Origin of the sequence: Burkholderia sp. ABCPW 14 (assembly GCF_001523835.1) — a bacterium.
Classification (GTDB): Bacteria; Pseudomonadota; Gammaproteobacteria; order Burkholderiales; family Burkholderiaceae; genus Burkholderia; species Burkholderia mayonis.
In genome coordinates, this window is record NZ_LOVS01000006.1 from 133,249 (window position 1) to 153,230 (window position 19,982).

The 19,982-nt window shown below is 66.9% G+C and carries 20 protein-coding genes; 10 read left to right on the forward strand and 10 right to left on the reverse strand.

Annotated elements, in window-relative coordinates; translation table 11 throughout:
* Nucleotides 1-147: 147 nt before the first annotated feature.
* The 7 genes from WS62_RS01265 to WS62_RS01300 form a co-directional block, all read right to left on the reverse strand.
* Entirely contained in the window at nt 148-1,437 is a 1,290-nt protein-coding gene (locus tag WS62_RS01265) for an ATP-binding protein (protein WP_066566655.1), read from the reverse strand.
* Nucleotides 1,421-2,167 carry a response regulator gene (locus WS62_RS01270; RefSeq protein WP_066566658.1) on the reverse strand — a complete coding sequence of 249 codons (747 nt, stop codon included), beginning with the start codon at nt 2,165-2,167 and terminating at the stop codon, nt 1,421-1,423. Before WS62_RS01270 ends, WS62_RS01265 begins: the two co-directional genes overlap by 17 nt.
* 341 nt (nt 2,168-2,508) lie before the next feature.
* Nucleotides 2,509-2,841: a cytochrome o ubiquinol oxidase subunit IV gene (gene cyoD, locus WS62_RS01275; RefSeq protein ID WP_010110343.1), complete on the reverse strand. Its 333-nt coding sequence runs from the start codon at nt 2,839-2,841 to the stop codon at nt 2,509-2,511.
* A complete protein-coding gene (gene cyoC, locus WS62_RS01280) occupies nt 2,842-3,450 on the reverse strand; it encodes a cytochrome o ubiquinol oxidase subunit III (RefSeq protein WP_066566659.1) in 609 nt (202 codons plus the stop codon). It abuts the gene before it with no gap.
* Nucleotides 3,450-5,456 carry a cytochrome o ubiquinol oxidase subunit I gene (gene cyoB, locus WS62_RS01285; protein ID WP_066566662.1) on the reverse strand — a complete coding sequence of 669 codons (2,007 nt, stop codon included), beginning with the start codon at nt 5,454-5,456 and terminating at the stop codon, nt 3,450-3,452. The genes cyoC and cyoB overlap by 1 nt, the downstream gene beginning before the upstream one ends.
* Nucleotides 5,457-5,458: 2 nt before the next feature.
* Complete coding sequence (cyoA, locus tag WS62_RS01290; protein WP_066566664.1) at nt 5,459-6,346, reverse strand: ubiquinol oxidase subunit II; 888 nt, start codon at nt 6,344-6,346, stop codon at nt 5,459-5,461.
* Between the two features lie 664 nt (nt 6,347-7,010).
* The gene (locus WS62_RS01300) at nt 7,011-9,044 is read right to left on the reverse strand and encodes an NADPH-dependent 2,4-dienoyl-CoA reductase (protein WP_066566669.1); all 2,034 of its coding nucleotides are present in this window, start codon (nt 9,042-9,044) and stop codon (nt 7,011-7,013) included.
* A 130-nt stretch (nt 9,045-9,174) separates the two neighbouring features.
* Here WS62_RS01300 and WS62_RS01305 point away from each other — a divergent pair, with 130 nt between their 5' ends.
* Both WS62_RS01305 and WS62_RS01310 read left to right on the forward strand, forming a co-directional pair.
* Nucleotides 9,175-10,227 (forward strand): AraC family transcriptional regulator, encoded by a 1,053-nt coding sequence (locus WS62_RS01305; RefSeq protein WP_066566673.1) that lies wholly within the window; start codon nt 9,175-9,177, stop codon nt 10,225-10,227.
* A gap of 177 nt (nt 10,228-10,404) precedes the next feature.
* Nucleotides 10,405-10,638 (forward strand): hypothetical protein, encoded by a 234-nt coding sequence (locus WS62_RS01310; RefSeq protein WP_066566676.1) that lies wholly within the window; start codon nt 10,405-10,407, stop codon nt 10,636-10,638.
* Between the two features lie 209 nt (nt 10,639-10,847).
* On the opposite strand, the gene WS62_RS01315 is transcribed toward WS62_RS01310, so the two are convergent.
* Both WS62_RS01315 and WS62_RS01320 read right to left on the reverse strand, forming a co-directional pair.
* A complete protein-coding gene (locus WS62_RS01315) occupies nt 10,848-11,060 on the reverse strand; it encodes a DUF1059 domain-containing protein (RefSeq protein ID WP_066566975.1) in 213 nt (70 codons plus the stop codon).
* Between the two features lie 248 nt (nt 11,061-11,308).
* Nucleotides 11,309-12,223 carry a LysR family transcriptional regulator gene (locus WS62_RS01320; RefSeq protein ID WP_066566977.1) on the reverse strand — a complete coding sequence of 305 codons (915 nt, stop codon included), beginning with the start codon at nt 12,221-12,223 and terminating at the stop codon, nt 11,309-11,311.
* Nucleotides 12,224-12,443: 220 nt separating this feature from the next.
* Here WS62_RS01320 and benA point away from each other — a divergent pair, with 220 nt between their 5' ends.
* From benA to WS62_RS01340, 4 genes are read left to right on the forward strand one after another with little or no spacing between them, the layout of a single operon-like run.
* Nucleotides 12,444-13,811, forward strand: coding sequence for a benzoate 1,2-dioxygenase large subunit (gene benA / locus WS62_RS01325; protein WP_066566679.1), 1,368 nt, complete (start codon nt 12,444-12,446; stop codon nt 13,809-13,811).
* Nucleotides 13,808-14,299, forward strand: a complete 492-nt coding sequence (benB, locus tag WS62_RS01330; protein WP_066566686.1) for a benzoate 1,2-dioxygenase small subunit — start codon at nt 13,808-13,810, stop codon at nt 14,297-14,299. Before benA ends, benB begins: the two co-directional genes overlap by 4 nt.
* Nucleotides 14,300-14,342: 43 nt before the next feature.
* Entirely contained in the window at nt 14,343-15,362 is a 1,020-nt protein-coding gene (gene benC, locus WS62_RS01335) for a benzoate 1,2-dioxygenase electron transfer component BenC (RefSeq protein ID WP_066566688.1), read from the forward strand.
* Nucleotides 15,359-16,153, forward strand: a complete 795-nt coding sequence (locus tag WS62_RS01340; RefSeq protein ID WP_066566691.1) for a 1,6-dihydroxycyclohexa-2,4-diene-1-carboxylate dehydrogenase — start codon at nt 15,359-15,361, stop codon at nt 16,151-16,153. The genes benC and WS62_RS01340 overlap by 4 nt, the downstream gene beginning before the upstream one ends.
* A 34-nt stretch (nt 16,154-16,187) precedes the next feature.
* Here WS62_RS01340 and WS62_RS01345 read toward each other — a convergent pair whose 3' ends face one another.
* The gene (locus tag WS62_RS01345; protein WP_066566694.1) at nt 16,188-17,069 is read right to left on the reverse strand and encodes an alpha/beta hydrolase; all 882 of its coding nucleotides are present in this window, start codon (nt 17,067-17,069) and stop codon (nt 16,188-16,190) included.
* A gap of 395 nt (nt 17,070-17,464) precedes the next feature.
* Here WS62_RS01345 and WS62_RS01350 point away from each other — a divergent pair, with 395 nt between their 5' ends.
* From WS62_RS01350 to WS62_RS35775, 4 genes are all read left to right on the forward strand, one after another.
* On the forward strand, nt 17,465-17,950 hold the full coding sequence (locus tag WS62_RS01350) for a MarR family winged helix-turn-helix transcriptional regulator (protein WP_066566697.1): 486 nt from the start codon (nt 17,465-17,467) through the stop codon (nt 17,948-17,950).
* Nucleotides 17,947-18,519: an isochorismatase family cysteine hydrolase gene (locus WS62_RS01355; RefSeq protein WP_066566699.1), complete on the forward strand. Its 573-nt coding sequence runs from the start codon at nt 17,947-17,949 to the stop codon at nt 18,517-18,519. Before WS62_RS01350 ends, WS62_RS01355 begins: the two co-directional genes overlap by 4 nt.
* Nucleotides 18,520-18,541: 22 nt before the next feature.
* A complete protein-coding gene (locus WS62_RS01360) occupies nt 18,542-19,585 on the forward strand; it encodes an FUSC family protein (protein WP_066566700.1) in 1,044 nt (347 codons plus the stop codon).
* A 162-nt stretch (nt 19,586-19,747) separates the two neighbouring features.
* Entirely contained in the window at nt 19,748-19,891 is a 144-nt protein-coding gene (locus WS62_RS35775; RefSeq protein ID WP_156440825.1) for a hypothetical protein, read from the forward strand.
* Nucleotides 19,892-19,982 lie beyond the last annotated feature (91 nt).

Sequence of the window (19,982 nt, forward strand, 5' to 3'; positions counted from 1 at the left end):
CCGAGTCGGTTCCGCCGCACACGCGACGGGGCGCGCTGAAAGCAGCCGGTGCACGGCGGAACAGGAAACCACGAGCGTAAGGAAATGCCTCTTACGGGGGCTTAGCGCCGCGTTACCGTCTGTAACGGACGCCGGGTGATGCGTCGCTCAGCGCTCCGAATCGTCGGGATGCCTGATCGCACCGCGCAACGTGAGCGGGAAGGTCATCGTCGCGACGAAGCCGCCGTCGGGCGCGTTGCACGCCGCGAGCTCACCGCCGTGATAGTGGGCGAGCCGCCTGACGATTGCAAGGCCGAGGCCGCAATGCGCATCGCCGCCGCGCGCGGCGTCGAGCCGAACGAACGGCCGCAGTGCGCGTTCGAGCTGCGCGGGTGGAATGCCTGCGCCATGATCGCGCACGGTCAGCACGTAGCCGCCGGCCGTCGCGCGCGTCGCGATCTCGACGGGCGGCTCGCCGTAAGTGAGCGCGTTCTCGATCAGATTCGACAGGATCCGGTCCAGATCGACGAGCGGCAGGCCGAAGCCGTCGCCCGCGCGCAGGTCGAGCGTCAGCAGCGTGTCCTCGCCGAGGATGTCGCCGTAGTGCTGGCGACAATGTGCGTCAACGCTCGCGACCGGCGACGCGTCCGCGGCGTCCCGCGCGAAGTCGAGGAACTGCGTGACGATCCGCGACAGCGATTGCGCGTCGCGCAGGAAGCCCGTGCGATTCGCCTCGTCGGGCAGCAGATCCGCGCGCACCTGCATCCGCGTGATCGGCGCGCGCAGGTCGTGCGCAAGACCCGCCAGCATCACCGATCGCTCCTGCTCCATCTGCGCCAGTTCGCGCACCATGTCGTTGAAGTCGCCGACCAGCTCCTTCACCTCGCGCGGCCCGCTCTCCCGCACGACAGGCGGCCGGTGGCCGAGCCGGTACTCGCGGGCCGCCTGCGCGAGCCGCCTGAGCGGCCGCTGCAAGTGCCATGCGCCGAGGACGGCCAGCGCGATCGCCAGCAGCACCGTCAGCGACGACATGCCGATGAAGCGTGCAAATGACGGCATCGCGCTCGTCATCGTCACCCAGTAATGGTCGTCCGGATAGCGCACCCACAGCGCATTGGTGCCTTCGTCGGCCACGACGTGCGAGCCGGGCGGAAGCTGGCGGCGCAGATCGCGCTCGAACGGACCGTTCGTATCCGCGCACGACGCGGGACAACCATATGCCGCCGCGTCGCCGACGTTGACGAACGATGCGCCGAGCGTCGAGCTGACGGCGCGCCCCAGTTCGCCGCCCGTCGCGCGCGCCTGCACCGACAGCGCGACGGCACGCCGCGTCTGCTCCACTTCGAGCGCGAAGCGCTCGCGGTCCAGCAGCACGATGCCGAGCACGTGAACCGCGACGATGAGCCCCACCGTCATCAGCGCGAGACGGACGAACAGCGTGTCAGCGGGATTCTTCATCGTCGCCGCTGCTCGCGCCGCCCGGTACGAACATGTAGCCCACGCCGCGCATCGTCCGGATGTAGCGCGGCCGCGCGGGATCGTTTTCCAGCAGGCGGCGCAGGCGCCACACCGGCACGTCGATGCCGCGCTCCGTCAGATCGGAATACGGACCGTGCAGCAGGTCGAGCAGCCGCGCGCGCGACAGCGTCTCCATCGGATGCAGCGCGAACGCTTCGAGCAGCGCGTATTCGCTGCCCGTGAGCTTCACCGGCTCGCCGTCGCGCAGCAGCGTACGCCCGGCGAAATCGAACCGGAATGGACCGAACCGCAGCGGCGCCCGCTGCCCGGCGCCCTGCCCCTGCGGGCGCGGCGGCGCATGCCGGCGCAGCACCGCGTGAATCCGCGCAAGCAGTTCCTGCGGCATGAACGGCTTGCCGAGATAGTCGTCCGCGCCGAGCTCCAGCCCGACCACCCGGTCGACGCCGTCGGCGCGCGCGGTCAGCATGATGACGGGAATCGTGTCGCCGTTCGCGCGTAGCTGCTTGAGCGCCGTCAGCCCGTCGACGCCCGGCATCATCAGGTCGAGCACGATGATCGACGGCCGCTCGCGTTCAAGCCGGCGCGCAAGCCCGGCGGCGTCGTGGAGAACCGAAACGGCGACGCCGCGCTGCTGGAAGAACATTTTCAGCAGATCGCGCAGCGCGGCGTCGTCGTCGATCAGCAGGATCTGAAGGGACGTATCGTGCATGGTCGTGAGCACAAGATGGCGGCAAACGCATCAAGCCGCGAACCCGCGCCGTTTCCCGACGCGCCGGCAGCCGGCCTTCTGACCCGACGACTATAGCGAAGAACGCGCGCCGATCGGTTGCGGCTCCTTTGCGAGTCTTACCGTTTATTACGGCGCAGTAGCGCATGCATGTCACGCGTGCGCCGGGCACGCAAAAAAAGCCGCCCCGATGTGAACCGCCCCCAAAAAGGCTGGATCCGTGTCCAATTTTTGTGGGGCGATTCGGAAATGGGCGGCTTCTCGACGGGCCGGCCGGCACGGACCCAGGCTCGTCGGCCGTTCGGCGCCTGCTGCGGCGGCCGTCAGCGCGACATCATGTTCATGCCGACGTTGTGCATGACCCAAAGCGTGCCGACGATCAGGATCGCCGCCGTCAGCACCGTGTAGCTGAACGCCATCACGTTCCAGCGCTGGCCGGACGAGGCGTTCATGTGCAGGAAATAGACGAGGTGCACGACGATCTGCACGAACGCGAGCGCCGCGAGCGCGATCAGCGACGCGTGCGACGACAGCGCGCCGCTCAACACGAGTCCGAACGACGCCGCCGTCAACAGAACCGACAGGATGAATCCGGCGACGTAGCCGCCCACGGTGCCGTGCGCTTCGCCGTCGTGAGAGAGGTGCGTATCGGTCATTTAGATCACGCTCGCGAGATAGACAAAGGTAAAGACGCAGATCCAGACGATGTCGAGGAAGTGCCAGAAAAGACTCAGGCAGGTGAGCCGGCGAATGTCGCGCTCGGTCAGCGCCGGGCGGCGCATCGCCTGAAACGCGAGCACGGCCATCCACAAGAGGCCGATCGCGACGTGCAGCCCGTGCGTGCCGACGAGCGTGAAGAACGACGACAGGAACGCACTGCGCTGCGGCCCCGCGCCTTCGGCGATCATGTGCGAAAACTCGCGCAGCTCCATCGCGAGAAAGGCCGCGCCGAGCACGAACGTCACCGCGAGCCAGCCGAGCAGCGCGCCGCGGCGGCCGCGCTGCGCGCCGATCATCGCGAAGCCGTACGTGATGCTGCTGACGAGCAGCAGCGCGGTCTCGAGCGCGACGCCCGGGATGTCGAACAGGTCGACGGCCGTCGGGCCGCCCGCGAACTGATGCGCCATCACCGCGAACACGGCGAACAGCGCGGCGAAGATCACGCAGTCGGTCATCAGATACAGCCAGAAACCGAACACCGAATGCGACGGCGGATGGTCGTGCGCAGCCTGATGATGAGCGGCGCTCACGGATTGATACGACATCAGTTTGCCTCCAGTTCGGCTTCCGCCGGCCGCGCGGCGAAGCGCGCGCCGCCGCGTTTTTCCTCGATCTTGCGCACGGTATCGGCCGGAATGTAATAGCCGTCGTCATCGCTCGCGCTATACGCGATCACCGTGACGACGATGCCGGCGAGCCCGACAATCGCGAGCCACCCGATGTGCCACACCGCCGCGAAACCGAGCACCAGGCTGAACACGCCGACGAAAAGGCCCGCACTCGTGTTCGACGGCATATGGATGTCGCGATACTCCGCATGCTTGCCGATGCCGAGGCCGCGCTCCTTGCGGTACGCGAACTCGTCGAGCGCGTGAACGGCCGGAACCGTCGCGAAGTTGTACGCGGGCGGCGGCGACGACGTCGCCCATTCGAGCGTGCGGCCGCCCCACGGATCGCCCGTGAAGTCGCGGTTCTCGGGCAGCTTGCGGTCGCGCAGGCTGACGACGAGCTGCAGCAACTGGCATGCGATGCCGATCGCGATCAGCACGGCGCCGAACGCGGCGACGATGAGCCACGGATGCCATGCCGGATTGTCGTAATGGTTCAGACGCCGCGTCATCCCCATGAAGCCGAGCACATAGAGCGGCACGAACGCGACGTAGAAGCCGACCTGCCAGAACCAGAACGCGGCCTTGCCGAGCTTCTCGTTCAGCTTGAAGCCGAACACCTTCGGGAACCAGTAGTTGAAGCCCGCGAGATAGCCGAACAGCACGCCGCCGATGATCACGTTGTGGAAGTGCGCGATCAGGAACAGGCTGTTGTGCAGCACGAAGTCCGCGCCGGGGATCGCCATCATCACGCCCGTCATCCCGCCGAGCGTGAACGTCACCATGAAGCCGATCGTCCACAGGATCGGCGTCGAGAATTCGAGCCGGCCGCGGTAGATCGTAAACAGCCAGTTGAACACTTTCACGCCGGTCGGGATCGCGATGATCATCGTCACGATCCCGAAAAACGCGTTGACGTTCGCACCCGAGCCCATCGTGAAGAAATGGTGCAGCCACACGAGGAACGACAGCACCATGATCGCGCAGCTCGCATAGACCATCGTCTTGTAGCCGAAGAGGGGCTTCTTCGCGTACGTCGCGACCACTTCCGAGAAGATCCCGAACGCGGGCAGGATCAGGATGTAGACCTCCGGATGGCCCCATGCCCAGATCAGGTTCAGATACAGCATCGGATTGCCGCCGGCATCGTTCGTGAAGAAGTGCATGCCGAGATAGCGGTCGAGGCCGAGCAGCGCGAGCGTGACTGTCAGGATCGGGAACGACGCCATGATCAGCACGTTCGTGCAGAGCGCGGTCCACGTGAACACCGGCATCTTCATCAACGTCATGCCGGGCGCGCGCATCCGGATGATCGTCGCGAAGAAATTGACGCCCGTCAGCAGCGTGCCGACGCCGGATATCTGCAGCGCCCACAGGTAATAGTCGACGCCGACGCCCGGACTGAACTGCAGTTCCGACAGCGGCGGATACGCGAGCCAGCCCGTCTGCGCGAATTCGCCGACCACGAGCGAGATGTTGATCAGGATCGCCGAGACCGCCGTCATCCAGAAGCTCAGCGAATTGATGAACGGGAACGCGACGTCGCGTGCGCCGATCTGCAGCGGCACGATGATGTTCATCAGGCCGATCATGAACGTCATCGCCATGAAGAAGATCATGATGACGCCATGCGCGGTGAAGATCTGGTCGTAGTGATGCGGCGGCAGATAGCCGGGCGCGTCGTACGCGAGCGCGAGCTGCAGGCGCATCATGATCGCGTCCGAGAAGCCGCGCAGCAGCATGACCAGCGCGACGATGATGTACATCACGCCGAGCTTCTTGTGGTCGACGGTCGTCAGCCACTCGGTCCACAGCCATTTCCAGCGCTTCGTATAGGTCAGCGCGCCCAGAATCGCGAGCACGACAAGCCCCATGAACGCGGCCGCGCCCATGATGATCGGCTGATCGAACGGGATCGCCGAAAGCGTCAATTTACCGAACATGCTTACCTCTTCGTCCGACAGGCGGCGTCCGTCAGGTCCAGGACGTGGCCGTTGTTGTACTTCGCGATGATGTTGTTGAACAGCCGGGGATCGACCGTCGAGTAGTAGCGCACCGGCTGCTTCTCGCTCGGTTGCGCGAGCTGGCTGTACGCGGTCATGTCGAGCCGGTCCGAGGATGCGCGCACCTTCGCGACCCACGCGTCGAACGCGTCGCGCGAGGTCGCGAGCGTGCGGAACTTCATGTCGGAAAAGCCGCGGCCGCTGTAGTTCGCCGACATCCCGGCGAAATCGCCCGGCTCGTCGGCGATCAGGTGCAGGCGCGTCTGCATGCCGGCCATCGCGTAGACCTGCGTGCCGAGCTGCGGGATGAAGAACGAGTTCATCACCGCGTCGGACGTGATGCGGAAATTGACCGGCGTGCCGACCGGCACCGCCAGTTGGTTCACCGAAGCAATGCCGAGGTCCGGATAGACGAACAGCCACTTCCAGTCGAGCGCGACGACCTCGACGTCGATCGGCTTCACCGGCGATTCGAGCGGCCGATACGGATCGAGCTCGTGCGTGGTCTTCCACGTGAGGATGCCGAGGAACAGGATGATCAGCGACGGCACCGTCCAGATGACGATCTCGATCGCGGTGGAATGCGCCCACTTCGGCGCGTAGGCCGCGTTGCGGTTCGAGGCGCGGTAGCGCCACGCGAAGAGCAGCGTCAGGAAGATCACCGGCACGACGACGATCAGCATCGCCCACGTCGACGTCGCGATCAGCGACTTCTCCGCGGCGCCGACCGCGCCTTTCGGATCGAGCACGTCGAGCCCGCAACCGGACAGCGAGGCGAGCGCACCGATCGCCCCGAACAACGACAAGCCTTTGAAAGCCTTTCTATTCATCACATTTGCCAGCATCAGATGTATCGCAGTCCGAGCGAACCGGCGGACGACCGATTCGCGGAAGCGCTCGCATCATACGGCCGGCGAACGAGATGAAAATCCGTCAATGAGACAAATCATCTTTGCAGAAAATGATAGTGCGACACGTTGTCACGGCGACGGCGCAGCTTGTCTTGATGCGGAGGGAAATGTGGATGCGCATGCGCGCGTACGCGCGCGTATGTCTATGCGGGAAGGCGCTCGTCAACGACGAACGGAACCGTCGAAGCGATCGGCCGTGTAATCGGCGACGTGCGCGCGGAGTGGCTTGTCCGGCGAGATCGCAAACGCGGCGGCGGCGATTGCATGCGTCGTGCGCGTCGCCGGACACTCGTCATCGCTGCCGACGTCGCGCAATCGACCGTGCTTCACGTTCGAACCGCCGCCGCACGTCAAGCGCCGCCATGATGAAAGACCGAGCCGACGATCGCGATCCTTCACGTCACGTCACCCGATTCGACGAGCCGGGATCGGGATACCCGACGCGCGAACGCCGGCCTGCCACGCACGCTCGAATGCATGCGGATGCATATGCGCCGCGATGCTCGATCGCCGCGACGTGCCCTCTATTGCGGAAGCGAGCCGCTGCGCGCGTATCGCAGCGACGCACGGACGCGCGCCTCGCTCACAGCCGTGCGGCGAGCCTCGAACCCTGGTCGATCGCGCGCTTCGCATCGAGCTCGGCGGCCAGTTCCGCGCCGCCGATCAGATGCACCGATACGCCCGCCGCCTTCAACGGCTCGTACAGCGTGCGCTCGGATTCCTGTCCCGTGCACATCACGATCGTATCGGCCTCGATCACGGTCGGGTCGGCGCGCTCCTTGCCGAACGTCACGTGCAGCCCCTTGTCGTCGATCAGCTCGTAGTTCACGCCGCCGATCATCTCGACTTGCTTCATCTTCAGCGTCGCACGGTGAATCCAGCCGGTCGTCTTGCCGAGCCCCTTGCCGAGCCCCGTCGCCTTTCGCTGCAGCAGCGTGACGCGGCGCGCGGGCGGCGCGACCTGGCCGCGCGTCACGCCGCCGCGCACGAGCGCGGGGTCGGTGACGCCCCATTCGGCCCTCCACGCGTCGAGATCGAGCGTCGGCGATTCGCCATCCTGAACAAGAAACTCGGAGACGTCGAAGCCGATCCCGCCCGCGCCGACCACTGCGACGCGCGCGCCGACCGGCTTGTTGCGCGCAAGCACGTCGATGTAGGTCAGCACCTTCGGATGATCCTGGCCCGGGATGCGCGGATTGCGCGGCGCGACGCCGGTCGCGAGCACGACGTCGTCGTAGCCTGCCGCAATCAGCTCGGCCGCGTCGATACGGCGATTCAGACTTAGCTGCACGCCCGTCAGTTCGATCTGTCGTGCGAAGTAACGCAGCGCCTCGTGGAATTCCTCCTTGCCCGGAATGCGCTTCGCCATGTTGAACTGGCCGCCGATCTCGGCCGCCGCGTCGAACAGCTCGACGCGATGCCCGCGCTGCGCGAGCACGGTCGCGCACGCGAGGCCGGCGGGACCGGCGCCGATCACCGCGACCCGCTTCGCGTTCGCCGCGCGCCCATAGTTCAGATCCGATTCGTGACACGCGCGCGGATTCAGCAAGCACGAAGCGATCTGGTTCTTGAACGCGTGATCGAGGCATGCCTGATTGCAGCCGATGCACGTATTGATCTCGTCGACGCGCCCTTCGGCCGCCTTGTTCACGAACTCGGCGTCGGCGAGGAACGGCCGCGCCATCGACACCATGTCCGCGCAGCCATCCGCGAGAATCTGCTCGGCGACTTCCGGCCGATTGATCCGGTTCGTCGTCACGAGCGGAATGCCGACCTCGCCCTTCATCTTCTTCGTGATCCACGCGAACGCGCCGCGCGGCACCGACGTCGCGATCGTCGGCACGCGCGCCTCATGCCAGCCGATGCCTGTGTTGATCAGCGTCGCGCCCGCACGCTCGACCGCCTTCGCGAGCAGCACGACTTCGTCCCAGTCGCTGCCGTCCGGAATCAGGTCGAGCATCGACAGCCGATAGATGATGATGAAGTCGCGGCCCACCGCTTCGCGAGTGCGCTCGACGATCTCGACCGGCAGCCGCATCCGGTTCGCATACGAGCCGCCCCATTCGTCGGTGCGCTTGTTCGTATGCAGCGAGATGAACTGGTTGATCAGATAGCCTTCGGAGCCCATGATCTCGACGCCGTCGTAGCCGGCATCGCGCGCGAGCTTCGCGCAACGCACGAACGCGCCGATCTGCCGTTCGATGCCGCGCGCGGTCAGCTCGTGCGGCGTGAACGGCGAGATCGGCGACTTGAGCCGCGTCGGCGCGACCGCGAACGGGTGATACCCGTAGCGGCCGGTATGCAGGATCTGCAGCGCGATCTTGCCGCCCTCCGCGTGCACCGCGTCCGGAATCACGCGATGCCGGCGCGCGGCCGATGCCGTGGACAACGTGCCGCCGAACGGTTTCGTCCAGCCGGCGACATTCGGCGCGAAGCCGCCCGTGACGATCAGGCCGACGCCGCCGCGCGCGCGCTCGGCGAAATAGTCGGCGAGACGCGGCAGCGTCTTGCGGCTGTCTTCGAGGCCCGTGTGCATCGACCCCATCAGCACGCGGTTGCGCAGCGTCGTGAAGCCGAGATCGAGCGGGGCGAGCAGGTGCGGAAACGGGGTCGTCATCGCGTATCGTGGGAAGTATCGGGATCGTGACATCGTAGGCGCGCGCACCGCTTGTCCGTGAGAGGTCAAACAGCCATAATGCTTGTCATTTACGGCCAATCTTGGCCATTCCTGGCCAGTTCACGACACGATGACGCGGCGATCGACGAAAGACCATCTGGGCCTGCGCCGGCCGACGATTCCGGTCGCGTATCTGCGGCACCTGCTGAAGGTGTTCGAAGAGCGGGGCATCGATGCGCGCGACGCCCGCGCGGGCACCGGCCTGCGCGACGACGTGCTCGGCGAGCCGGACGCGCGCGTCGCGCCGTCGCAATGGGGCCGGCTCGTGCTGAACGCGATCCGGCTGAGCGGCGACGAGGGGATCGGCTTCGAGCTCGGGCTGCGGCTGCGGATGTCGGTGCACGGCTTTCTCGGCTACGCGGCGCTGACGGCGGCCGACTTGCGCACGTCGCTGCTCGTGAACGCGCGCTATTTCCGGATGCGCAACCGGCAATACCGGCTGCAGTACGCGGAGCGCGACGACGGCGCGACGCTCGCGCTGCACGCCGTGCAGGCGAGCCCGGTGCTGCAGCATCACGCGATGTTCGAGATCGTGCTGACCGGGATCGCGCAGAACGTCGGCACGGTGACGGGGCGCGCCGCCCCGCCGATCGAGCTGCAGTTCGCGTGGCCGGAACCCGACTATTACGCGCGCTACCGCGACCGGCTGCCGCCCGTGCGCTTCGACTGCGCGGCGAACGCGCTGTGGGTGTCGCGCGACGCGCTCGACTGGCCGCTGCCGATGGCGGACGAAGTCGCGCACCAGCAGGCGCTCGCGCAGGTCGAGCGCGAATACGCGGACGTGCGCCACGAAGAAGGCGATCTCGTCGCGCGCGTGCGCGCGGAGCTCACGCTGTCGGCGCACGGCTATCCGGGGCCCGACGCGCTCGCGAAGCGGCTGTTGATGTCGACGCGCACGCTGCGGCGGCGCCTGCTCGATGCGGGTTCCGGCTATCGCGCGCTCGTCGACGAAGCGCGGCTGCGCGACGCGCGCCGGCTGCTGCGCGCGTCCGACCTCGACCTGAAGACGATCGCCGAACGCCTGCAGTTCACCGATCCGGCGAACTTCACGCGCGCGTTCCGCAAGTGGACGGGGCAAACGCCCAGCGCGTATCGGGGGGCGGCGGGCGACGTCGAGCCGTGAACGGCGCGCTACGCGTGTTCGTGTTCGCCTTCGTGTTCATGACATGACCGCATCGCTCGCCGACATCCGCGCGGCCGCGAACATGCGCTGCGCGAGCCACGCGACTTCCGGCCGGCGCTCGTGCTTCGCGGCCTCGATTGCGCTGCGACGTCGCTGACGCAGCGCGTGCCGACTTGCATGCACGAAGGCGTCACGTTGTCCGAACCGATGGAGATCGCCGTGCTCGGTCAGCCGCGTGACGCCGAATTGATCTGGGAATATCCGCGCGAAACGCCGCATGGCGATCAGGTCGACGTGATCGAATCGATCGACGTCGCCGGCACACGCATCGCGCGCCATCGGGTCTACTGGGGCTGGGTCGGATTCCGGACGCTCGTCGCAGCGATGAAGCGCGCCGAATCGGCTGCGTGACGCAGCGACGTTCGGCACGAAAGGAAAAAGACAGCCCGCCGCGCGCCCGGCGACGCATGCCGCGGCATCCGGGTATAAAACGCGCGTCCGCATGCCGACTCACCGGCACGGCAGCGGATTCGCGCGCGCGCCCGAGCAGATTCGACATGCGCCTCGGTGGACCGATGCGTGCCGGTGCATATCGATACGCATCGGTCGTTCCGTCGACGCTACGCTTGGCGCGGCGCGTCGACGGGCGGCGTGCCGTCGTGGAAAAGCGTCTTCAGCTGAGCGCGCAACGCCGGCGAATCGGCATGATGATGAACCGTGACCGCATGCTGCACGGCCGCGTCCAGCAATTCTTCATCCGAATCGGCGGACATCGCGACGGTGCAGTGCATTTCGCTCGGAAACTCCCGGCAATCGATGTATTTGCGAGCCATGATGCCCTCCTCGCATGAGACGTGAAGCGATCTGACGATCGAACTTCCCCCGGGGTGAATCGCGTCGAAAGCGACGATGCCGCGCATTGGATGAAGTTATGGCTGGATTCTAGGTCACGGCGAAACGCTTTGTCGGACTAACGAATGTCGAGCGCGAACGCGCCGCGCATCATGCGCCCGCAAGCCGATCTCCGGCTCGGCCGCGATTCGGTCCGGCGCGCTCATGCGTCGTTCCGCACGCCGCCCGCTCACTCGTGCGGCTGCTGATAATCCATGTTGAATTCGTCGTACAACTGATAAATCAACGCGAGCATCGCGCGAATGTCCGTCGATTCGTCGAGCATCCGCGTGCTCATGATGATCGGCGACACGAGATTCGGATCGTCGAGCTCCTTGTAGCTGACGTCATCGCGCTTGAGCCCGTGCACGCTGCGCGGCACGACCGACACGCCCTCGCCCGCCGCGACGAGCCCGAGCGCGATCTGCAGCTCGCGCGTCTCGTAGATCTTCTGCGGCTTCAGCGCGCGATCGTGGAACGCGGCGAGCACCTGGTCCGCGTAGCTCGGCCGCGGCGTCTTCGGAAAGATGATCAGCGTCTCGTTGACGAGATCGTGCAGCGACAGCAACGGCTTCGCAGCTTCGAGCGGATGCCCGACCGGCAGCGCGACGATCATCCGCTCCTCACGCAGCACGATGCGCCGCACGCTCGGATCTTCATGGCGAATGCGGCCGAAGCCGACGTCGATCCGCCCCTCCTTCAGCGCCTTGATCTGATCCATCGTCGACATCTCGTGCAGGCTCAGCTCGACCTCGCCGTATTCGTCGCGAAAGCGGCGGATGATCCGCGGCAGCATCCCGTACAGCGTCGAGCCGACGAAGCCCACCGACAGCGAGCGCTCGATCTTGCCTACACGCTTCGTCATCGATTCGAGCTCGGCCGTTTGCGCAAGCAGTTGCACCGCGTGCGAATAGAAGAAGCGTCCGGCGTCGGTCATCTTCAGCGGCCGCGCGTGCCGCTCGAACAGCATCACGCCGAGCGCGTCCTCGAGCTGCTGGATCTGGCGGCTCAGCGGCGGCTGCGCGATGTGCAGGCGCTCCGCCGCGCGCGTGAAATTCTGCTCCTCCGCGACCGCGACGAAGTAGCGTAGGTGGCGCAGTTCCATCTTCATACCTCTTGGATATCGATCCGATACTCAATCAGTGTTGGACGCACCGTTTTGCCGGCAACTATCCTCATTCTGACCGCGTCGTTGTCGTGCACTATACCTGCGAAGCATCGTAGCTCCATCCGGGTTTTCCGCACGGCGCGCGTTGCGGCGCAGCGCCGGACCGATCGTCCGGACGCGCGCCGGTCACGATCAGAGCCCATCAGGAGACGCCCCCATGATCCCGATCTATCCGGATCGTCATCCGACGCTGCGATGCATCGACGATTTCCTCGTCGAGGACAAGACACGCGGCGACTACCGGCTGCACCGCAGCGCGTTCACCGACGACATGCTGTTCGAGCTCGAGATGAAACACATCTTCGAAGGCAACTGGATCTATCTCGCGCACGAGAGCCAGATCCCGAACGCGAACGACTACTACACGACGAGCATCGGCCGCCAGCCGATCGTGATCGCGCGCAACCGCCAAGGCGAGCTGAACGCATTCGTCAACGCGTGCACGCATCGCGGCGCGATGCTGTGCCGCCACAAGCGCGGCAACCGCGCGAGCTACACGTGCCCGTTCCACGGCTGGACCTTCAGCAACAGCGGCAAGCTGCTCAAAGTGAAGGACCCCGAAGGAGCCGGCTACCCGGACTGCTTCAACCGCGACGGATCGCACGATCTGAAGAAGGTCGCGCGCTTCGAGAACTATCGCGGCTTCCTGTTCGGCAGCCTGAATCCGGACGTCGAGCCGCTCGCCGCGTATCTCGGCGACGCCGCGCGAATCATCGACATGATCGTCGACCAGTCGGCGGACGGCCTCGAAGTGCTGCGCGGTTCGTCGACGTATACATACGAAGGCAACTGGAAGCTCACCGCCGAGAACGGCGCCGACGGCTATCACGTGTCGGCCGTGCACTGGAACTATGCGGCGACCGTCAATCACCGCAAGACGGACGCGCAGCATGAAGACTCGATCCGCGCGATGGATGCCGGCAAGTGGGGACGCCAGGGCGGCGGCTTCTACGCGTTCGATCACGGCCACATGCTGCTGTGGTCGCGCTGGGCGAACCCGGAGGATCGGCCGAACTTCGATCGTCGCGACGAATTCGCCGCGCGCTGCGGCAGCGACGTCGCCGACTGGATGATCCAGAACTCGCGCAATCTGTGCCTGTACCCGAACGTCTATCTGATGGACCAGTTCGGCTCGCAGATCCGCGTGCTGCGGCCGCTCGCCGTCAACCGCACCGAGGTCACGATCTACTGCATCGCGCCGAAGGGCGAAGCGCCCGATGCGCGCGCCCGGCGCATCCGTCAATACGAGGACTTCTTCAACGCGAGCGGGATGGCGACGCCCGACGATCTCGAGGAATTCCGCGCGTGCCAGCAAGGCTACGCGGGCCGCGCGGTCGAATGGAACGACATGTGCCGCGGCGCGACGCACTGGATCGAAGGCCCCGACGAAGCCGCGCGCAGGATCGGCATCCAGCCGGTGATGAGCGGCGTGAAGACCGAGGACGAAGGGCTGTACACGGTCCAGCACCGCTACTGGATCGCGACGATGAAGAAGGCGCTCGCCGCCGAACGGAGCCGCGCATGAAGACGATCGATCTCGCCGGCATCCAGGCGTTCCTCCATCGCGAATGCCGGCTGCTCGACGACAAGAAATGGGATGCGTGGCTCGACTGCTATCACCCGGACGTCGTGTTCTGGATGCCGTCGTGGGACGACGCCGACGCGCTCGTCACCGATCCGCAGCGCGAAATCTCGCTGATCTACTACCCGAACCGGCAAGGGCTCGAGGATCGCGTGTTCCGCATCAAGACCGAGCGCTCGAGCGCGACGATGCCCGACACACGCACGAGCCACAACGTCGCGAACGTCGAGCTCGAAAGCGTCGAAGGCGGCGTGCACATCGTGCGCTTCAACTGGCACACGCTCAGCTATCGCTACAAGACGGTGTCGAGCTATTTCGGGATGTCGCGCTACGCGATCGATTTCTCCGGCGACGCGCCGAGGATCGTCAGCAAGTACGTCGTCCTGAAGAACGACTACATCAACCAGCTGATCGACATCTATCACATCTAGCCGGCCGCGCGCCGCACGACGCGCCGCCCCCGAGGAACGCATCATGGAACACCGCATCGCACTCCAGTTCGAAGACGGCGTCACCCGCTTCATCACGTGCCGCGAAGGCGAAACGCTCGCCGACGCCGCATATCGCCAGCAGATCAACATCCCGCTCGATTGCCGCGACGGCGCATGCGGCACCTGCCGCTGCCGTTGCGAGTCGGGCGATTACGATCTGCCCGAGTCGAGCTACATCGAGGACGCGCTCACCGCCGACGAAGCCGCGCAGCGCTATGTGCTCGCATGCCAGACGCGCCCGCGCGCGGACTGCGTGATCGACGTGCCGGCGTCGTCGGCCGCGTGCAAGACGGGCGCCGCGCGCCACGAAGGCACGCTTTCGGCAGTCGAGCGGCTGTCGGCATCGACGCTCCATTTCACGATCGACGTCGACGAGCCCGCGAAGCTCGCGTTTCTCGCGGGCCAGTACGTGAACGTCGAGATTCCCGGCGTCGGCGCGACGCGCTCGTATTCGTTCAGCTCGCGGCCGGGCGACGCGCGCGTGTCGTTTCTCGTGCGCAACGTGCCGGGCGGCCGGATGAGCCGCTATCTCGTCGACGAAGCCGCGCCCGGCCAGCGCATCGCATTCTCGGGCCCGCACGGCAGCTTTTATCTGCGCGACACCGCGCGGCCCGCGCTCTTCCTCGCGGGCGGCACCGGCATCGCGCCGTTCCTGTCGATGCTCGACGTCTGCTCGGCGCGCGGCGACGCGCCGCCCGTGCGGCTCGTCTACGGCGTCACGCGCGACGACGATCTCGTCGCGCTCGACCGCCTCGGCGACGTCGAACGCCGCCTCGGCGGCTTCGAATACCGGACCTGCGTCGCCGACGATGCGAGCGCGCATCCGCGCAAGGGCTATGTGACCGCGCACGTCGAGCCCGAATGGCTGAACGACGGCGACGTCGACATCTATCTGTGCGGCCCGGTGCCGATGGTCGACGCGGTGCAGACGTGGCTGCGCGAGCGCGGCGTCACGCCGGCCAATCTGTACTTCGAAAAATTCTCGTCGAGCAGCGCGTCATGAATACTCGTCACGCACCCGGCCGCTTCGACCACCAAGTCATGATCGTCACGGGCGCCGCGCAGGGCATCGGCCGCGGCGTCGCATTGCGCGCGGCGCGAGAGGGCGCGACGACGGTGCTCGTCGACCGCGCGGATTTCGTCCACGACGTCGCGGCCGAGATCGCGTCGCAGGGCCGCCGCACCCTCGCCGTCGTCGCCGACCTCGAAACGTACGCGGGCGCGGAAACGATGGCGCGCGCGGCGATCGACGCATTCGGCAGGATCGACGTGCTCGTCAACAACGTCGGCGGCACGATCTGGACGAAGCCGTTCGACCGCTACGAAGTCGCGCAGATCGAAGCGGAGATCCGCCGCTCGCTGTTCCCGACGCTGTGGTGCTGTCGCGCGGTGCTGCCCGGGATGATCGAGCACGGCGGCGGCGCGATCGTCAACGTGTCGTCGATCGCGACGCGCAGCATTCATCGCGTGCCGTACGCGGCCGCGAAGGGCGGCGTCAACGCGTTGACCGCGAGTCTCGCGTTCGAGCACGCGGCGCACGGCATCCGCGTGAACGCGGTCGCCGCGGGCGGCACCGACGCGCCGCCGCGCAAGGTGCCGCGCAACGTCGAGCTGCAGAGCGATGACGATGCGCGCTGGTATCGCGAGATCGTCGACCAGACGCTTTCATCGAGCCTGATGCATCGCTATGGGACGATCGACGAGCAGGTCGCCGCGATCCTGTTTCTTGCGTCGGACGAGGCGTCTTACATGACCGGCTCGGTGCTGCCTGTCGGCGGCGGCGATCAAGGGTAAGCGCCGCGCGTTTCAGATGCGCTTCAGATCCGCTTCAGGTCCGCACGCGCGGCGCGGTGCGCACGAACGCAGCGACGTCGTCGAGCACCGGCGCGAAACGCCGGATTGGCAAGCCGAACGCGCCGACGAGCAGCGCATGCCCGACGCGCGGATAGAGCTTGACCTGCACCGTGCCGCCCACGGCGGCGACGCGCGCGGCAAACCGCGCGGTGTTGCCCGGCTTCACCGTCGCGTCGCGCAGGCCCGATATGAGCAGCATCGGCGGCTCGCGGCCGTCGACGAAGCGGATCGGCTGACTGGCTTCGCGCACGGGCTCGGGAAAGACCCGCATCAGCGTCGCGTCCTGCAATGGCAGGAAATCGTACGGACCGGCGAGCCCGACGACACCCGCGAGATCGCGCTTGTCGAGGCCCTGCGCATCGAGAAAGCGGCCGTCGGTCGCGAGCAGCGTCGCGATCTGCGCGCCCGCCGAGTGGCCGGCGACGAACAGACGCTGCGGATCCGCGCCGAGCTCGGCCGCGTGATCGCGCGCCCAGCGCACCGCCGCGGCCGCGTCTTCGACGAAATCCGGAAACACCGCGTCCGGATAGAGCCGGTAATCGGGAATCGCCACGACGAAGCCGCGCGACGCGAGCGCTTCGCCGACGAACCGGTAGTCGCCGCGCCGGCCGCTCTGCCAGCTGCCGCCATAGAAGAACACGACGAGCGGCGGCTTGCCGCCGCCCGGCGCCGGCGCGCCGCGGCCGGCGGGCACGTAAACGTCGAGCGAGCGGCGCGGCCCCGCGCCGTAGACGATGTCGAAGCGGCCGACGAACGTCGCACGGCGAGCCGCCGCGTTCAGCACGGCTACCGGGTTGCGACCGGCCCACACGCCGAGCGTCACGACCGATCCGATCAACATCATTCCCGCCAGCATGGCCTGCTCCTCGATTGTCCGAACGATGGTTCACGCGCCGCGCGCCGCCTGGACGGTGCGCACACGCCGCATTCAAACGATTCAAACGCCGCGCCGCGATTCGCGGCACCGGCACCGGCATGCGTCGTGCGTCGTGTCCGGTCCGCGACGTTTTCGGCCGCAAGCATCGTCTTCGATGAAAGAAACCGGTTAACGATAAGGCGTCCAAATAGGCGATTCGTAGAGGATCGCCTCGATATCGCACGACATGTCCGCCGGCGCACGCTCGCCAATCCGAACGGGTGAAGCGCTCGTGCGCTGATCGCATTGCATGGGCACCCACTTCCGCCGTCGCCTCGCTTTCCGTTACCTCGCGCATATTGCTATACAAATATAGCTATATTAAAGTAGCGTCCATGATTACCGCCCAACACCTCCAACTGGCTTCCCGCCTGCGCGGCCAAGTGACCGCGCTCACCCGGCGCCTGCGTCGGGAAGCGCAGGCCGATCCCGTGCAGTTCTCGCAACTGGTCGTCCTCGGCGCGATCGATCGCCTCGGCGGCGACGTCACGCCGTCCGAGCTCGCGTCGGCCGAGCGGATGCGCTCGTCGAATCTCGCCGCGCTGCTGCGCGAGCTCGAAGGCGGCGGCCTGATTCAGCGCCACGCCGATCCCGACGACGGTCGCAAGAGCCGCGTATCGCTGACGGCGACCGGCAAGCGGATGCTGTACGGCAACCGCGCGAAGCGCGAGGAATGGCTCGTGCGCGCGATGCACGCGTGCCTCACCGCCGACGAACGCGCGCTGCTCGCCGCCGCCGGCCCGCTGCTCGAACGCCTCGCGCGATACGAGGACGCGGCAGGCGCCGCGTCGCCCGTCCCCTCACCCAGGAGCTCTCGATGAAAACCGCCTTGATCGGACTCGACTACATCGTCGACATCATGCATCCCACCGGCAAGATCGCCCGCTGCGCCGCGCATGCCGCACAGCGCGACGTCGTCGGCCGCTTCAATCAGGCGCTCGCGATCGCGAAGCAGAAGGACTGGCTGCGAATCGCCGTCAAGGTCGGCTTCGAGGCAGGCTATGCGGATCTGCCCACGCATTCGCCGACGTTCAGTCGAGCGAAGGAATTCGGCGCGCTCGACCTGAACGGCTCCGGCACCGCCTTCCATCCGGACCTCGACGCCGACGCCGTGCAGCTCGTCGTCGTCAAGCCGCGCGTGAGCGCGTTCTATGCAACGCGTCTCGAAGCCGCGTTGCGCGCGAACCGGGTCGAGCGCGTGATCGTAACCGGTGTCAGCACGACGTGGGCCGTGCAGGCCGCAGCGCGCGACGCGCACGATCGCGACTACGACGTACTCGTACTCGAGGACGCGTGCGCGTCCGCAACGGAGGAAGAGCATCAGCACTCGATCGAGATGCTGCGCGGCGTCGCGCGGATCGTCACGCTCGACGATCTCGCCGCGCTCTGAGCGCGCATCGCACGAGGCTCGCGTGATCCGCGGCACGCTCGCCGCCCGGATCGGCGGCGCATTCGACCTGTCGGCGCTGCGCCGCGCGCTCGCCGTCTCCGCGCCGACGATCGCGCTGTACGGCGCAACAGGCGACGCGCGCTGGCTGCTCGCATCGATCGCGACGGTCTCGCTCGCGATCGCGGTCGAGCGCGTCGGCATCGCGCCGCTCGGCGCGCTCGCGCAAGGCGCGGCGATCGTCGCCGGCTTCCTGTCGCTGTCGTTCGCGCTGCGCTGGCGGCCCGCGTTCGTCGTCGGCTGCGCGGCGCTCGCGGCGGCCGCCGTCGCGCTGTCGTGCTTCGGCGCGCGGCTGCGCTCGTTCGGCAACTTCGTCTTCATTCCTTCGCTGTATCTGACGTGCGAGGCCGCTGCCACGCATCGGTCGGCGCCGCAGCTCGTCCCGTACCTGTGCGTGGCGATGCTGCCTCCCGTCGCGCTGTCGTGCTTCGCCACGTTGCGCGGCATGCCCGCGAAGGAGCGCCTGCACACGCTCGCGCGCTGGCGCGGCGCACGCGATCTCGGCCGCCCCGCCGCGCGCGGCGACGCGACGCAGGCGATCGCGGCAGTCGCGCTCGCGGTTGCCGTCGCCGCGCTGCTCGTCGAATGGCAGCACATCGACAATGGGCAATGGGCGATCTGGTCCGCCGCGAGCGTCGTGACCGGCGACCCGGCCACCGCCCACCTGAAGCTGCGCGATCGCGGGCTCGGCGCGCTCGTCGGCGTGCCGCTCGGCCTCGCAGTCGGCTACGTGCTGCCGCACAGCGCGTTCGTCTACACGCTCGCCGCGCTTGCATCGGTCCTCACGCTCGTCGCGTTCCGCCATTACGCGACCGGCTTCGGCGCGCGCTGCGCGTGCATCGCGTGCACGTCGTGGCTCGCGCAGCAATCGGCCGCCGTCGCCGCCGAACGTGTCGTCAACGTGCTGCTCGGCGGCCTGATCGGCGTCGCGTTCGTGCTCGCGACGCATTGGTTCGCGACGCGTCCGCTCGCGCGATGGCGCGACGCTCGCGCAAGCCGGCGCGCGTGACGCAGCAATCGCCGAGTTCGCGCGTGTGAGCCACCGCATGTCGCATACGCGGCGTCCGCATCACATTCGATGCATCGCTCGCGATACATCGGCATCCGAACCAGGCACGAACGAAGGACGAATGCGCAACGCGCACGGTCTTCAGTTTCGATGCATCACGACATGGGAAAAACCGGCGCAACGCAGACCGATTGGCATTCGCTGTACGCGAGGTTCGACACGTGCGGGACGTCGTTCGCGCCGTTCTTCGTGCAAACGAATTTCGGCAACGCGGCAAACCGCACCGACGTGTGTGCGGCGCCGTAAGCGCCTGTGTCCCGCGCGAAGCGGCGCGACTGCCGCCTGCCGTCGAACGGCGCGTCGGCGGTCGTCGAACAACACGATAATTCGAAAAAAA

What these genes read in the sequence shown, in the direction of transcription:
- WS62_RS01265 (WP_066566655.1), bottom strand. Translation starts at nt 1,437, where the DNA reads ATGAAGAATCCCGCTGACACGCTGTTCGTCCGTCTCGCGCTGATGACG.
- WS62_RS01270 (WP_066566658.1), bottom strand. Translation starts at nt 2,167, where the DNA reads ATGCACGATACGTCCCTTCAGATCCTGCTGATCGACGACGACGCCGCG.
- cyoD (WP_010110343.1), bottom strand. Translation starts at nt 2,841, where the DNA reads ATGACCGATACGCACCTCTCTCACGACGGCGAAGCGCACGGCACCGTG.
- cyoC (WP_066566659.1), bottom strand. Translation starts at nt 3,450, where the DNA reads ATGTCGTATCAATCCGTGAGCGCCGCTCATCATCAGGCTGCGCACGAC.
- cyoB (WP_066566662.1), bottom strand. Translation starts at nt 5,456, where the DNA reads ATGTTCGGTAAATTGACGCTTTCGGCGATCCCGTTCGATCAGCCGATC.
- cyoA (WP_066566664.1), bottom strand. Translation starts at nt 6,346, where the DNA reads ATGAATAGAAAGGCTTTCAAAGGCTTGTCGTTGTTCGGGGCGATCGGT.
- WS62_RS01300 (WP_066566669.1), bottom strand. Translation starts at nt 9,044, where the DNA reads ATGACGACCCCGTTTCCGCACCTGCTCGCCCCGCTCGATCTCGGCTTC.
- WS62_RS01305 (WP_066566673.1), top strand. Translation starts at nt 9,175, where the DNA reads ATGACGCGGCGATCGACGAAAGACCATCTGGGCCTGCGCCGGCCGACG.
- WS62_RS01310 (WP_066566676.1), top strand. Translation starts at nt 10,405, where the DNA reads ATGCACGAAGGCGTCACGTTGTCCGAACCGATGGAGATCGCCGTGCTC.
- WS62_RS01315 (WP_066566975.1), bottom strand. Translation starts at nt 11,060, where the DNA reads ATGGCTCGCAAATACATCGATTGCCGGGAGTTTCCGAGCGAAATGCAC.
- WS62_RS01320 (WP_066566977.1), bottom strand. Translation starts at nt 12,223, where the DNA reads ATGGAACTGCGCCACCTACGCTACTTCGTCGCGGTCGCGGAGGAGCAG.
- benA (WP_066566679.1), top strand. Translation starts at nt 12,444, where the DNA reads ATGATCCCGATCTATCCGGATCGTCATCCGACGCTGCGATGCATCGAC.
- benB (WP_066566686.1), top strand. Translation starts at nt 13,808, where the DNA reads ATGAAGACGATCGATCTCGCCGGCATCCAGGCGTTCCTCCATCGCGAA.
- benC (WP_066566688.1), top strand. Translation starts at nt 14,343, where the DNA reads ATGGAACACCGCATCGCACTCCAGTTCGAAGACGGCGTCACCCGCTTC.
- WS62_RS01340 (WP_066566691.1), top strand. Translation starts at nt 15,359, where the DNA reads ATGAATACTCGTCACGCACCCGGCCGCTTCGACCACCAAGTCATGATC.
- WS62_RS01345 (WP_066566694.1), bottom strand. Translation starts at nt 17,069, where the DNA reads ATGCTGGCGGGAATGATGTTGATCGGATCGGTCGTGACGCTCGGCGTG.
- WS62_RS01350 (WP_066566697.1), top strand. Translation starts at nt 17,465, where the DNA reads ATGATTACCGCCCAACACCTCCAACTGGCTTCCCGCCTGCGCGGCCAA.
- WS62_RS01355 (WP_066566699.1), top strand. Translation starts at nt 17,947, where the DNA reads ATGAAAACCGCCTTGATCGGACTCGACTACATCGTCGACATCATGCAT.
- WS62_RS35775 (WP_156440825.1), top strand. Translation starts at nt 19,748, where the DNA reads ATGGGAAAAACCGGCGCAACGCAGACCGATTGGCATTCGCTGTACGCG.